The organism is Devosia sp., assembly GCF_039927955.1.
Classification (GTDB): domain Bacteria; phylum Pseudomonadota; class Alphaproteobacteria; order Rhizobiales; family Devosiaceae; genus Devosia.
This window is the reverse complement of record NZ_JBDSUA010000035.1, coordinates 1-13,474: the sequence shown is the minus strand read 5'-3', so window position 1 is coordinate 13,474 and position 13,474 is coordinate 1. Positions and strand designations below refer to the sequence as shown.

General features: G+C 61.4%; 12 protein-coding genes. 11 read left to right on the top strand and 1 reads right to left on the bottom strand.

The features are described from left to right. The first annotated feature begins 108 nt into the window (after window positions 1–108). The 11 genes from mdh to lpdA all read left to right on the top strand — a co-directional run bounded on the left by mdh (window position 109) and on the right by lpdA (window position 12,539). Complete coding sequence (mdh, locus tag ABIT12_RS09950; protein ID WP_348045445.1) at window positions 109–1,071, top strand: malate dehydrogenase; 963 nt, start codon at window positions 109–111, stop codon at window positions 1,069–1,071. Between the two features lie 206 nt (window positions 1,072–1,277). After that, a complete protein-coding gene (gene sucC, locus ABIT12_RS09945; RefSeq protein WP_348045443.1) occupies window positions 1,278–2,471 on the top strand; it encodes an ADP-forming succinate--CoA ligase subunit beta in 1,194 nt (397 codons plus the stop codon). A gap of 4 nt (window positions 2,472–2,475) precedes the next feature. Continuing rightward, window positions 2,476–2,994, top strand: coding sequence for a hypothetical protein (locus ABIT12_RS09940; protein WP_348045441.1), 519 nt, complete (start codon window positions 2,476–2,478; stop codon window positions 2,992–2,994). A 68-nt stretch (window positions 2,995–3,062) separates the two neighbouring features. After that, complete coding sequence (sucD, locus tag ABIT12_RS09935; protein ID WP_348045439.1) at window positions 3,063–3,971, top strand: succinate--CoA ligase subunit alpha; 909 nt, start codon at window positions 3,063–3,065, stop codon at window positions 3,969–3,971. A 287-nt stretch (window positions 3,972–4,258) separates the two neighbouring features. Further along, the gene (locus ABIT12_RS09930; RefSeq protein ID WP_348045437.1) at window positions 4,259–7,261 is read left to right on the top strand and encodes a 2-oxoglutarate dehydrogenase E1 component; all 3,003 of its coding nucleotides are present in this window, start codon (window positions 4,259–4,261) and stop codon (window positions 7,259–7,261) included. Window positions 7,262–7,285: 24 nt separating this feature from the next. After that, window positions 7,286–8,560: a 2-oxoglutarate dehydrogenase complex dihydrolipoyllysine-residue succinyltransferase gene (odhB, locus tag ABIT12_RS09925; protein WP_348045435.1), complete on the top strand. Its 1,275-nt coding sequence runs from the start codon at window positions 7,286–7,288 to the stop codon at window positions 8,558–8,560. A 218-nt stretch (window positions 8,561–8,778) separates the two neighbouring features. After that, window positions 8,779–9,225, top strand: a complete 447-nt coding sequence (locus ABIT12_RS09920; RefSeq protein WP_348045433.1) for a hypothetical protein — start codon at window positions 8,779–8,781, stop codon at window positions 9,223–9,225. Between the two features lie 60 nt (window positions 9,226–9,285). Beyond that, window positions 9,286–9,900: a dihydrofolate reductase family protein gene (locus tag ABIT12_RS09915; protein WP_348045431.1), complete on the top strand. Its 615-nt coding sequence runs from the start codon at window positions 9,286–9,288 to the stop codon at window positions 9,898–9,900. A gap of 186 nt (window positions 9,901–10,086) precedes the next feature. Beyond that, window positions 10,087–10,476: an MAPEG family protein gene (locus tag ABIT12_RS09910; RefSeq protein WP_348045429.1), complete on the top strand. Its 390-nt coding sequence runs from the start codon at window positions 10,087–10,089 to the stop codon at window positions 10,474–10,476. Continuing rightward, the gene (locus ABIT12_RS09905) at window positions 10,476–11,108 is read left to right on the top strand and encodes a LysE family transporter (protein WP_348045427.1); all 633 of its coding nucleotides are present in this window, start codon (window positions 10,476–10,478) and stop codon (window positions 11,106–11,108) included. Before ABIT12_RS09910 ends, ABIT12_RS09905 begins: the two co-directional genes overlap by 1 nt. A gap of 21 nt (window positions 11,109–11,129) precedes the next feature. Further along, entirely contained in the window at window positions 11,130–12,539 is a 1,410-nt protein-coding gene (lpdA, locus tag ABIT12_RS09900) for a dihydrolipoyl dehydrogenase (protein ID WP_348045425.1), read from the top strand. Between the two features lie 202 nt (window positions 12,540–12,741). Here lpdA and ABIT12_RS09895 read toward each other — a convergent pair. Further along, window positions 12,742–13,474: hypothetical protein (locus ABIT12_RS09895; protein WP_348045423.1), on the bottom strand; the 733-nt coding region annotated here is incomplete at its 5' end.

Below are 13,474 nucleotides of genomic sequence, written 5' to 3'. Positions count from 1 at the left end.
CCGAACCGGCATGGCCCCTTGCTGGGTTTAGACGAAGGGTTCACTTGCCTCGCCTTGGGGCAAAGGTTAAGAACTGCGCCAAATCAACGCAGTCGGGGATTACCGCTTATGGCGCGCAAAAAGATCGCTCTCATCGGATCAGGGCAGATCGGTGGAACTCTTGCTCATCTGGCCGCCCTGAAGGACCTGGGCGATATCGTGCTGTTCGACATTGTCGACGGCGTGCCGCAGGGCAAGGCGCTGGATATTTCTCAGTCGGCACCGGTGGAAGGCTACGACGCCAAGATCACCGGCACCTCGAAATACGAAGATCTCAAGGGCGCCGATGTGGTGATCGTCACCGCCGGCGTGCCGCGCAAGCCGGGCATGAGCCGCGACGACCTGCTCGAAATCAATCTCAAGGTGATGGAACAGGTTGGCGCGGGTATCGCCAAATATGCGCCCAAGGCTTTCGTGATCTGCATCACCAACCCGCTCGATGCGATGGTGTGGGCGCTGCAGAAGTTCTCGGGCCTGCCAACCAATCAGGTCATTGGCATGGCCGGCGTGCTCGACTCGTCGCGCTTCTGCCATTTCATTGCCGATGAGCTCAAGGTTTCGGTCGAGGATGTCACCGCCTTCGTGATGGGCGGCCATGGCGACACCATGGTGCCGCTGGCGCGCTATTCGACCGTTGCCGGCATTCCCTTGACCGATATCGTCAAGATGGGCTGGCTGAGCAAGGACAAGCTCGACGCCATCATCCAGCGCACCCGCGATGGCGGCGCCGAAATTGTCGGCCTGCTCAAGACCGGTTCGGCGTTCTACGCGCCGGCGACGTCGGCCATTGCGATGGCTGAAAGCTATCTCAAGGACAAGAAACGCGTGCTGCCGGCGGCGGCCTTTCTCGATGGCCAGTATGGCGTCAAGGGTACCTATGTCGGGGTGCCAGTGGTGATCGGCGCCGGTGGCGCTGAAAAGGTCATCGAAATCTCGCTCAATTCAGCCGAACAGAAGGCCTTCGACAAGTCGGTGGCAGCTGTTCATGGGCTGATCGAAGCCTGCAAGAAGATCGCGCCCAAGCTGGCGTAATGTTTCCCGGCCCGGTCTCCAAAGACCGGGCCAAATTGTTCCACTGCTGCGGTGGACACGCACCAAGAGGTCTGCTGGTGACGTTGCAGAATGACCGACCGCTTCAATGCCGAGGCGATTTCCAAAATCCAGCTTTCACAGGAATGACGCGGTGCTAGTCTAGCGACTAGCCGCGACACGATTTCACCCATCAAAGGGACGCATCCATGAATATCCATGAACATCAGGCCAAGGCGCTGCTGAAGTCGTTTGGCGCACCGGTTGCTGCCGGGGCGGTGATTTTTTCGGCCGATGAAGCTGCCGCGGCCGCCAAGTCGCTGCCGGGTCCGCTTTATGTGGTCAAGAGCCAGATCCATGCCGGTGGCCGTGGCAAGGGCAAGTTCAAGGAACTTGGGCCCGACGCCAAGGGCGGCGTGCGCCTGGCCAAGACCATCGACGACGTGGTGGCATTTTCCAAGGAAATGCTGGGCAATACGCTGGTGACCAAGCAGACCGGCGATGCCGGCAAGCAGGTCAATCGCCTCTATATCGAAGACGGTGCTGACATCTCCAAGGAGCTGTACTGCTCGCTGCTGGTCGATCGTACCTCGGGCCGCGTCGCCTTCGTGGTCTCGACCGAAGGCGGCATGGACATCGAAGCGGTTGCCGAACACACCCCGGAAAAGATCATCTCGCTGCCGATCGACCCCGATACCGGCGTGACCAAGGCCGATGTGGAAACGCTGGCAACGGCGCTGGGCCTGACCGGCGATGCCAAGGCCGATGCCGGCTCGCTGTTTCCCATCCTCTACAAGGCCTTCATCGATACCGACATGAGCCTGCTCGAGGTCAATCCGCTGATCGTGATGACCGACGGGCATCTGCGCGTGCTCGATGCCAAGGTGAGCTTTGACAACAACGCCGCGTTCCGCCACGAAGATCTCAAGCCTTTGCGCGACATGAGCGAGGAAGATGCCAAGGAAATCGAGGCGTCCAAGTATGACCTCGCCTATGTGGCGCTCGACGGCAATATCGGCTGCATGGTCAATGGCGCGGGCCTGGCCATGTCGACCATGGACATCATCAAGCTCTATGGCGCGGAACCGGCAAACTTCCTTGACGTTGGCGGCGGCGCTACCAAGGAGAAGGTGACTGCGGCGTTCAAGATCATCACTGCCGATCCGGCTGTCGAAGGCATCCTGGTCAACATCTTTGGCGGTATCATGCGCTGCGACGTGATCGCCGAAGGCGTGATCGCTGCGGTCAAGGAAGTCGGCCTCAAGGTGCCGCTGGTGGTGCGCCTGGAAGGCACCCGCGTCAAGGAAGGCAAGGCCATCCTCGACCAGTCGGGTCTTAACGTGATTTCGGCCGACGACCTGGACGATGCCGCCCAGAAGATCGTCGCGGCGGTGAAGGGCTAAGGCGGTGCGCGCCGCCCTGGTTTTGCTCCTGGTTGCCGCGCTGGCGGTGACCCCGGCTGTTGCCAAGACCAAGGGCGAAGCCCGCGCCGCGCAATTGCTGGATACGTGCGAAAAGTTTGCGTCCGGCGATGTGTTGATCGTGGAGTGGGCGACAGCGCAGGGCTGGACCGCCAGCGAAGGCCAGTCCGACACCGTCTATGCTCACATCTACAATGCCACCAAGACCATCGAGGGCGTTGGCGACGTGACGCTGTTCGGCCTGGTCGAAACCTATCCCGGACAGACGCTGGGCTATTGCCGCATGGACGTGCAGTCGCCCGCCGCAAATCTGGGCGTGCTCACGCTCAACGACCTGCCGCGTCTGAGCGGCGCGGTGCAGGCGGTCGATGGCGGCGAATATGGCACCTGGCAGGGCGCTGAAACCGGGCGCGATTATCTGCTGCTGGCGAGCCAGACCGCTGATGCGTTTGCGCTGCAATTGACGACATTTACGGCGCGGTCTGCTGCCGTACCGAACCCCTAATCGGCGCCCTCGGCGCCTCATAAACTGCATCGGACGCCCAGCGTCCCAAACAGACGGAATTTTTATCGATGTCGATCCTCGTCAATAAAAACACCAAGGTTCTTGTCCAGGGCCTGACCGGCAAGACCGGCACCTTCCATACCGAACAGGCGCTGGCCTATTACGGCACGCAGATGGTGGGCGGCGTGAACCCCAAGAAGGCCGGTGAGACCTGGACTTCGGGCGTTGACGCTTCGGCATCGCTGCCGGTGTTTGCCTCGGTTGCCGAAGGCAAATCCAAGACCGGCGCCAATGCCTCGGTGATCTATGTGCCGCCTCCCGGCGCTGCCGAAGCCATCCTGGAAGCCATCGATGCCGAAATCGAACTGATCGTTTGCATTACCGAAGGCATCCCGGTGCTGGACATGGTGCGGGTCAAGCGCGCACTGGAAAAATCCAAGTCGCGGCTGCTGGGTCCGAACTGCCCGGGCGTGTTGACGCCGGAAGAATGCAAGATCGGCATCATGCCCGGTTCGATCTTTTCCAAGGGTTCGGTCGGTATTGTTTCGCGCTCCGGCACGCTTACCTATGAAGCAGTGTTCCAGACCACCAATGAAGGCCTTGGCCAGACTACCGCTGTCGGGATCGGCGGCGACCCGGTCAAGGGCACCGAATTCATCGATATCCTGGAGCTGTTCCTGGCCGACGAGGCGACCAAGTCGATCATCATGATCGGCGAAATCGGTGGTTCGGCCGAAGAGGACGCAGCCCAGTTCCTGATCGATGAAGCCAAGAAGGGCCGCAAAAAGCCGATGGCTGGCTTCATTGCCGGGCTGACGGCGCCAAAGGGACGCACGATGGGCCATGCTGGCGCCGTAATTTCGGGCGGTAAGGGCGGGGCCGAAGACAAGATCGCGGCGATGGAGGCAGCAGGCATCAAGGTTGCCGCTTCTCCGGCGCGGATCGGCAAGACGCTGGCCGAAGTTCTTAAAGGCTAAGGCTGGCTGAGTAACCGGGCGGCGAAAACTCGCATCGAGTGCTCGGAACTCGTCTGCCCTACGACAATAGTCTGTCGGGCATTCGACATGATTTGGTGCTAAGCCACGCCGCGTGGATGGCACTGATCACACTTTGAAGAGCGGTGGCGCCCGAAGGGGCGCCGCAAGTCTTAACAGGATACTAAGGAAACCCGGTCATGATCGCGCGCGATCTTTGACTGCATGTGAGGCCGGTGCTTACCGGTCCGTTGAGAAGGATGGCGGGGCGTGCGCCTCGTAACAAAGCGATGACACGACAGGAAAAGAACGACACGTTCTTGCTGACTTCGTTCCTCTATGGTGGGAACGCCGATTATATCGAGCAGCTCTATTCCAAGTTCAAGACCGATCCGACAAGCGTCGATCCGACCTGGGCGAGCTTTTTCAATACGCTCGACGATAAGGGTTCGGATGCCCAAAAGAGCGCCGATGGCCCGAGCTGGGCCCGCAAGGACTGGCCGCAGGCTGCCAATGGCGAACTGGTTTCGGCCATGGACGGCAACTGGGGCGAGATCGCGGTAAAGGTCGAAAAGGTCGTTGCCAAGAAGGCAGAAGCCGTGGGCGCGCCAGCCGCGACCGCCGCCGATGTGTTCCAGGCGACCCGTGATTCGATCCGCGCCATCATGATGATCCGGGCCTATCGCATGCGCGGGCACCTGCATGCCGATCTTGATCCGCTCAAGCTCAAGGCCGACGAGCCGGCGCCGGAGCTGGACCCCAAGAGCTACGGTTTCACCGAAGCCGACTACGGCCGCAAGATTTTCCTCGATAACTATCTGGGGCTGGAATCCGCCACCATCCCGGAAATGCTGGCGATTCTGGAACGCACCTATTGCGGCACGGTGGGCCTTGAATTCATGCACATCTCCGATCCCGAGGCCAAGCAGTGGCTGCAGGAGCGGATCGAGGGGCCAGACAAGGAAATCACCTTCACGCCCGAGGGCAAGAAGGCAATCCTGAACAAGCTGATCGAGGCCGAGGGCTTCGAGAAGTTCCTCGACGTCAAGTACACCGGCACCAAGCGCTTTGGCCTTGATGGTTCGGAAGCGCTGATCCCGGCGCTCGAACAGATCATCAAGCGTGGCGGTGCGCTGGGCATCAAGGACATCGTTCTGGGCATGGCCCATCGCGGGCGCCTCAACGTTCTGACCCAGGTGATGCACAAGCCGCACCGGGCGCTGTTCCATGAGTTCAAGGGTGGCGCGTTCTATCCCGAGGACGTGGAAGGCTCGGGCGACGTCAAGTACCACCTTGGCGCCTCGTCGGACCGCGAGTTCGACGGCAACAAGGTGCATCTGTCGCTGACGGCCAATCCGAGCCATCTCGAAATCGTCGATCCGGTGGTGCTGGGCAAGGCCCGCGCCAAGCAGGACCAGCATATTTCGCCCGACGCGAAGCTGATCAATGTGCAGACCGAGGGCAAGCCGGACCGCTCGATGGTGCTGCCATTGCTGCTGCATGGCGATGCCGCCTTTGCTGGCCAGGGCGTGATTGCCGAATGCCTGGGCCTGTCGGGCCTCAAGGGTCACCGCACCGGTGGCTCGCTGCATTTCGTCATCAACAACCAGATCGGGTTCACCACGAGCCCGATGTATTCGCGCTCGTCGCCGTACCCGACCGACGTTGCCAAGATGATCGAAGCGCCGGTGTTCCATGTGAATGGTGACGATCCGGAAGCGGTGGTGTTTGCCACCAAGGTGGCGATCGAATTCCGCCAGCGCTTTGGCAAGCCGGTGGTGGTGGACATGTTCTGCTATCGCCGCTTCGGGCACAATGAAGGCGACGAGCCATCGTTCACCCAGCCGCTGATGTACACCAAGATCCGCGCCCACAAGACGACGCTGGAAATCTATGCTGAAAAGCTGGTGAGCCAAGGCGTGCTGACGGCTGCGGACGTGGACACACTCAAGAGCGAGTGGCGCGCCACGCTGGAACGCGAGTTCGAAGCCGGGCAGGACTATCGCCCGAACAAGGCCGACTGGCTTGATGGCCAGTGGAAGGATTTCCGGCCAGCCGAGCAGGATGGTCCGCGTCGTGGCGATTCTGGCGTCGCCATCGATACGCTGGCCAAGATCGGCACCAAGCTGACGCAGGTGCCGGCTGATTTCAACGTCCACAAGACGGTCAAGCGCTTCCTCGATAACCGCCTGTCGGCGATCGAATCGGGTGAAGGCATCGACTGGGCGACGGCGGAAGCCCTGGCATTCGGCACCTTGGTGACCGAAGGTCATCCGGTGCGCCTCAGCGGTCAGGACAGCGAACGTGGCACCTTCAGCCAGCGCCATTCGGTGCTCAATGACCAGCTCGTGGACAACAAGACCTATACCCCGCTCAACAAGCTGGCCGAGGATCAGGCACGCTACGAAGTCATCAATTCGATGCTGTCGGAAGAAGCCGTGCTCGGCTTCGAATACGGTTATTCGCTGGCTGAGCCGCGCGCATTGACGATCTGGGAAGCCCAGTTCGGCGATTTCGTCAACGGCGCGCAGGTGGTGATCGACCAGTTCATCTCCTCGGGCGAGCGCAAATGGTTCCGCATGTCCGGCCTGGTGATGCTGTTGCCGCATGGCTATGAAGGCCAGGGCCCCGAGCATTCTTCAGCTCGTCCCGAACGCTTCCTGCAGCTGTGTGCCGAAGACAATATGCAGGTTGCCAACTGCACCACGCCCGCCAACTATTTCCACGTGCTGCGCCGCCAGGTCACTCGCGACTTCCGCAAGCCGCTGATCCTGATGACGCCGAAGTCGCTGCTGCGCCACAAGCGTGCGGTGTCGGGCCTGGCGGAAATGGGTGCGGACTCGTGCTTCCATCGCCTGTTGTGGGACGATGCGGAATCGCCCGGCCTGCCCAAGACCACGATCAAGCTGGCACCGGACAACGAAATCCGCCGTGTCGTTCTGTGTTCGGGCAAGGTCTATTATGACCTGCTGGAAGATCGCGAAAAGCGCGGGCTCAATGATGTGTACCTGCTGCGCATCGAACAGCTCTATCCGTTCCCGGCCAAGGCGGTGCTCGATGAGCTCAACCGTTTCAAGAATGCCGAGATCGTCTGGTGCCAGGAAGAGCCCAAGAACATGGGCTACTGGGCGTTCATCCAGCCATACGTGGAATGGGTGCTCGACCAGATGGGCCGGACCAACCAGCGCGTCCGCTATGTCGGCCGCCCGGCTTCGGCTTCGACCGCAACCGGCCTGATGCGAACCCACCTTGCGCAGCTTGCTGCGTTCCTCGAAGAAGCATTCTCCAAGTAGGCGCTGCCACAAAGGATCAAAAATATGTCGACAGAAATCCGGGTGCCGACCCTTGGCGAGAGCGTCAGCGAAGCAACCATCGGTCAATGGTTCAAGAAGGTGGGCGATACGGTCAATGCCGATGAGCCCATCGTCGAACTGGAAACCGACAAGGTGACCATCGAAGTGCCGGCTCCGGCTGGCGGGGTGCTCGAAGCGATTGCCGCCCAGCCGGGCGAAACCGTTGACGTCGGTGCGCTGCTCGGTGCTATCGCCGCCGCTGGGGCCGCCATTGCGGCAAAGCCGGTGGAAGCCAAGGCCGAAGTGCCGGCGGCCAATGCCGCCGGTCCGGAGCCAATCAGGCCTGCTGCGGCCGCCTCGGTGCCACCGGCACCATCGGCGCAGAAGATGATCAGCGAAAACGGCCTTAATGGTTCGTCCATTGATGGTTCTGGCAAGCATGGCCAGGTGCTCAAGGAAGATGTGCTGACCGCGCTGGCCCGTCCGGCTGCGGCAGCGCCCGCTCCAGCTGTTGCCGAAGCGCCCAAGCCAGCCGCCGCTCCGGTGCCTGCGCCCAAGGTTCCGGCTGCGCCACGCGCGCCGGTTTCGGTGGACGACGCATCGCGTGAAGAACGCGTCAAGATGACCCGGCTGCGCCAGACCATCGCGCGCCGCCTCAAGGATGCGCAGAACACGGCAGCGATGCTGACCACGTTCAACGAAGTGGACATGAAGCCGATCATGGACCTGCGCAATTCCTACAAGGAATTGTTCGAGAAAAAGCATGGCGTGAAGCTGGGCTTCATGGGCTTTTTCACCAAGGCCGTGGTGCACGCGCTCAAGGAAATCCCCTCGGTCAATGCCGAGATCGATGGCGATGACCTGATCTACAAGAAGTACGCCCATATCGGCGTTGCCGTGGGCACCGAAAAGGGCCTGGTGGTGCCAGTGGTGCGCGATGCCGATCAGATGTCGATTGCCGGCATCGAAAAGGATATCGGCCGGCTGGGCAAGCTGGCCCGCGATGGTGGCCTGTCGATGGCCGACATGCAGGGCGGCACCTTCACCATTACCAATGGTGGCGTCTATGGCTCGCTGATGTCGACGCCGATCCTGAATGCCCCGCAGTCGGGTATTCTGGGCATGCACAAGATCCAGGAACGTCCGATTGCGCTCAATGGCCAGGTGGTGATCCGCCCGATGATGTATCTGGCGCTGAGCTATGACCACCGCATTGTCGATGGCAAGGAAGCCGTGACCTTCCTGGTGCGCGTCAAGGAAAGCCTGGAATCGCCGGAACGCCTGGTCCTCGACCTCTAGGCTTTGGTTCGGATTTGAATTTAAGGGCGCGGGCCATATTCCCGCGCCCTTTTTGTTTGTCGCAGTTGCGGCAGCCTGCCATGAGGCAGGACAGCGGGGAAAAGCGCCCGCTCCGCCAAAATTGATGAGCCTGCTAACGATTTGAAGGTTCTGGGCAAGCATTTATCGCTAAGAGGCCTTGGTATGGTCGCGTGCGCAAATGGCGTCGGAGTAGTTGGTTGAAGTTCTTAAAAATCTGTCTGGCCGGGCTGTTGCTATGTCCGGTCGGCGTGGCGACAGCGCAGGATCTCGATCCAAAGCTGGTGGGTGAGCTGGTGGCGTTTCACGGTACCGAGGCCATCGTGTCGGCGATGACGACGCATTGCTATGAAAACACCGGGCTCGACAGCGCCTATCAGGCTGCCTCGGACAATTGGTATCTGCGCAATATCGGCTTTCTCGACCTGGCCGATCGGGTGATCGTGCGGCTGGGCGGGGCCGCGCCGGGCCAGGTGGATGCGGCCAAGACCTATGGCGGCGAGCAGATCATGGCGGCCTATAACCAGGCCGAGGACAAGGGCTCGTTCTGCAAGGGTTTTGTGGCGCAGGTCGAGGACGGCACGCTCGATATCGACAAGCAATTGCCGGCCGTGCTGGCCAAGGCGCAGGCAATCGCCGCCGAATAGGTGACTTGCCCAAACCGGACGCGGGTGATCGACTGGACTGAAACAGTCCGGAGATCGATGATGCGCAAGCTGGTTGTCAGCAATTTCCTGACCCTTGATGGGCTTTTCGATGGCCCGGACGGCGATATCGGGCCGCTGTTTCAGTATTTTCACCCCGATTATCGCGGCGATGACAGCTATGACCATTTCAACATGGAACGCTTCGAGGCGGCCGATTTCCTGCTGCTGAGCCACAATGCGTTCCTGGGCAACAAACAGTACTGGACCGGCGTGCCGGCTGATCCGAACGCCACGGCGATCCGCCGGGCGATCGCGGCCCGTTTCGCGGCAATCCCCAAGCTGGTGATTTCCGACAGGTTGGGGGAAGCCGAGCTGGCGCCGTGGAGCAATACGCAGATCATCAGCCGGGCCGATGCCCATCGCGAGATCGCGGCGCTGAAGACGCAGGGTGATGGCGATATCCTGGTGCTGCTGAGCCGGCTGCTGTGGAATGACCTGCTGATGCACGGACTGGTCGATGAGTTGCATCTGATGTTTTTCCCGTTGATCGGGGGTGCGGGCAAACCGATTTTTCCGGACCGTCCGCCGGTTGCCCTCAAGCTGCTTGAATCGCGCACTTTTGCCGGGTCGGGCAATATTCTGGGGCGCTATGGAGTGGGTCCCTTGCAGAGCTGAAGGCGGCTCGCCTTGGCAGGCGGGCACCATCGGATAGAGTGGCGCAACAGATTCGGTGAGGGTGCAGGTGGGCAAGCGCAGTTTGATACTGGCGACAGGGTTAGCGATGCCGGCAAGTGCGGTTGACTGCCCGTTAGGTCAGGCGCGCGAGCCAGGCGACGTGTTTACCCTGAACGGATGCACGCCATGACCCCGGGCCTGACGCTGCTGGTGTGGAGCACGACGCTGTTTGCCGGATATATCGGGGCGCAGTCGCTGCTGTATCGGTTTGACTATGGTGTCGGTTATGCCGCGACGGCGCGTGATGGCGAACGGCCGCCCGAGAAATATGCCGGGCGGGCCGCACGGGCGCTGCGCAATCTGCTCGAGACCTATGCGGTGTTTGTGGCGCTCGCCCTGGCCGCGGAACTGGCCAATCGCGCCGATGGGCTGACCTTTTGGGGCGGGCAGCTATACTTCTGGGCGCGATGGGTTTATCTGCCGCTTTATGTCGGCGGCGTGCCTTATGTACGCAGCGGGGTGTGGTGCGTGTCTGCCCTTGGGTTGGTGCTGATGTTTTTGGGAGTGGCGTTCTGATGAGCTTTCCATGGCTGGAATTTGCGGGGCTGATGCTGGCGTTTCTGATCAATGCGGTTATTCCGGGTGCCGACTTTGCCATGGTGCTGCGCCAGTCGATCGCGCGCGGACGGCGGCAGGCGCTGTTCACCTCGGCGGGCGTTGCCACCTCCATTCTGGTCCATGGCAGTTATACGCTGCTCGGGGTCGGGGTGATCGTCGGGCAATCGCTGCTGTTCTTCAACGTCCTCAAATGGGCAGGCGCTGCCTATCTGCTGTTCCTCGCCATTTCGGCCCTGCGTGGTGAGCCGCCCAAGGCGCCGGAAAACCTCGACGCCATCGAGGTCAAGCGCAGCGATTTTTCGGCCTTTGCACTGGGGTTCCTCACCAACCTGTTGAACCCCAAGGCGGTGCTGTTTTTCCTGGCGCTGTTCACCACGCTGGTCTCGGCGCACACTTCGGGCGACATCAAGGTGTTTTACGTTGTGTGCATGAGCATGATGCTTTTTGCCTGGTTCGCACTGGTCTCGGTTTTCTTTACAACCCCCAGTGTCCGGCAAGGGTTTTTCCGGCTGGGACGGTGGTTTAATCGGGTCACCGGCATTACATTCATCATTCTGGCCGTCCGCGTGGCGGTGGCACAGCAGCATTAATTCGAGTTGGGGCTCACGATCATGGCAGACGCATTCGACCTGGTAATCATCGGTTCTGGACCGGGCGGCTATGTGGCAGCGATCCGCGCCGCCCAGCTCGGGCTCAAGGTCGCCGTGGTCGAGAAATGGGCGACGCTGGGCGGCACCTGCCTCAATATCGGCTGCATCCCCTCCAAGGCGCTGCTGCATGCTTCGGAACTGTTCGAGGAGGCGGGGCATCAGTTCAAACAGCTGGGCATCGATATTCCGTCGCCAGTGCTGAACCTGGCGCAGATGATGAACCACAAGTCCGAAACCGTGACCGCCAATGTCGGCGGGGTGGAATACCTGTTCAAGAAGAACAAGATCACCACGCTGCGCGGCACCGGCACCATTGCGGCGCCCGGCAAGGTGCTGGTGACGCCGGCCAGCGGGCCGACCATCGAGGTCGAAACCAAGAATATCGTCATCGCCACCGGTTCGGTTTCGGCCAACCTGCCGGGCATTGCCATCGACGAAACCCAGATCGTCACCTCGACCGGCGCGCTGACGCTGGACAAGGTGCCGGGCAAGCTGCTGGTGATCGGCGCCGGTGTGATCGGGCTCGAACTGGGTTCGGTCTGGGCACGGCTGGGTTCGCAGGTGACCGTGGTGGAATATCTCGACCGCATCCTGCCCGGCATGGATAGCGAAGTGGCGCGGCAGTTCCAGCGTATGCTGCAAAAGCAGGGCATGGAATTCAAGCTATCGAGCAAGGTTGCCGGCATCGACAAGGATGACAATGGCGGGCTCAAGGTACGGATCGAGCCGGCCAAGGGCGGCGACATGGAAATCCTCGACGCCGATGTGGCGCTGGTTTCAATTGGTCGCAAGCCGTTCACCGAAGGGCTGGGGCTCGATATTGTCGGCGTCGCGCTGGATGAGCGCGGTCGCGTGCGCGTCGATCAGCACTACAAGACATCGGTTGACGGAATCTACGCCATTGGCGACGTGATCGCCGGCCCGATGCTGGCCCACAAGGCCGAGGACGAAGGCATTGCGGTGGCCGAAATCCTGGTCGGTCAGGCTGGCCATGTGAACTACAAGGCGATGCCGGCAGTGGTTTACACCAATCCGGAAATCGCTTCGGTCGGCGCCACCGAGGATGAATTGAAAGCTGCCGGGATCGACTACAAGATCGGCAAGTTCCCGTTCACCGCCAATGGTCGCGCCAAGGCGATGCTGGCGACCCAGGGCTTTGTGAAAATTCTCGCCGACGTCGCTACTGATCGGGTGCTGGGCGCCCATATCATCGGCAAGAATGCCGGCGAGATGATCCATGAACTGGTGGTGCTGATGGAATTTTCCGGCGCTGCCGAAGACCTGGCGCGAACGACGCATGCGCATCCGACCCTGTCGGAAGCGGTGCGCGAAGCGGCCCTGTCGCTGGGCGACGGCGCCATCCATATCTAGGCATAAATCTACTCTGGCGGCCAGTTGACGTGGCCGCCAGCGCTTCCGGTGCTCACGGACCTTCAGGTACGCTTCGCTCGGGTTCTCGCCGACTGCGCCAGCTGACTCACCCGAGCGAATTTCTGCCCAGATATGGCGTGATCATTCGGCAAACAAAAAGGCGGGCCCTTGCGGACCCGCCTTTTGCTTTGCGTGCGGCTGGCTACTGCGCCAGTGCGACCGTGCCGGCCTGGAAGGCAGCGAGGCAGTCGTCGTGGTCGTGCCACTTGTTTTCGGCAACGGGGCTATCGGCCAGGCCCGGGCCTTCAAAGCGCGGGTCGTCGCATTCGCCGTCGCTGGCATAGCTTGAGGCATTGTCGCCGAAGTCGATGGTGCCCGGATCATAGGGGGCGCCAGCGACATAGTTCGGGTCGAACACCGCGCGCAGCGTGACGCTGCCGGCATTGAGCAGGGCCTGGCAGTCGGTGGCGTCGGCCATCTTGTCTTCGGCCAGCAGCTTCTTGTCGGTGCCCGGGCCGGTGAAGCGTGGATCGTCGCACTCGCCGTCCTTGGCATATTTGCTGGTGTCGCTGCCGAAATCGACGGCCGCAGTGGTGCCGTCGCCCTTGAGGGTCACGGTGCCGGCACCGAACGCCGCCTTGCAGTCGGTGGCGTCCTTCCTGATATCGGCGTCATCGGGTTCGTCAGCGGCGGCCGTGCCGGTAAAGCGCGGATCGTCGCATTCGCCGTCCTTGGGGTATTGACCCGTGTCATCGCCGAAATCGACATCGGCAAGTGTGGGTGTGGGGCCGTCGACGGCGGCAGTCTTGACCGTCACCGTGCCGGCTTCAAAGGCGGTCTTGCAGTCGGTGGCATCGTGCATGGTATCGACGTCTTCAGGAGCCTCGGCAGCGGCCGAGCCGATGAAGCGCGGGTCGTCGCATTCGCCATCCTTG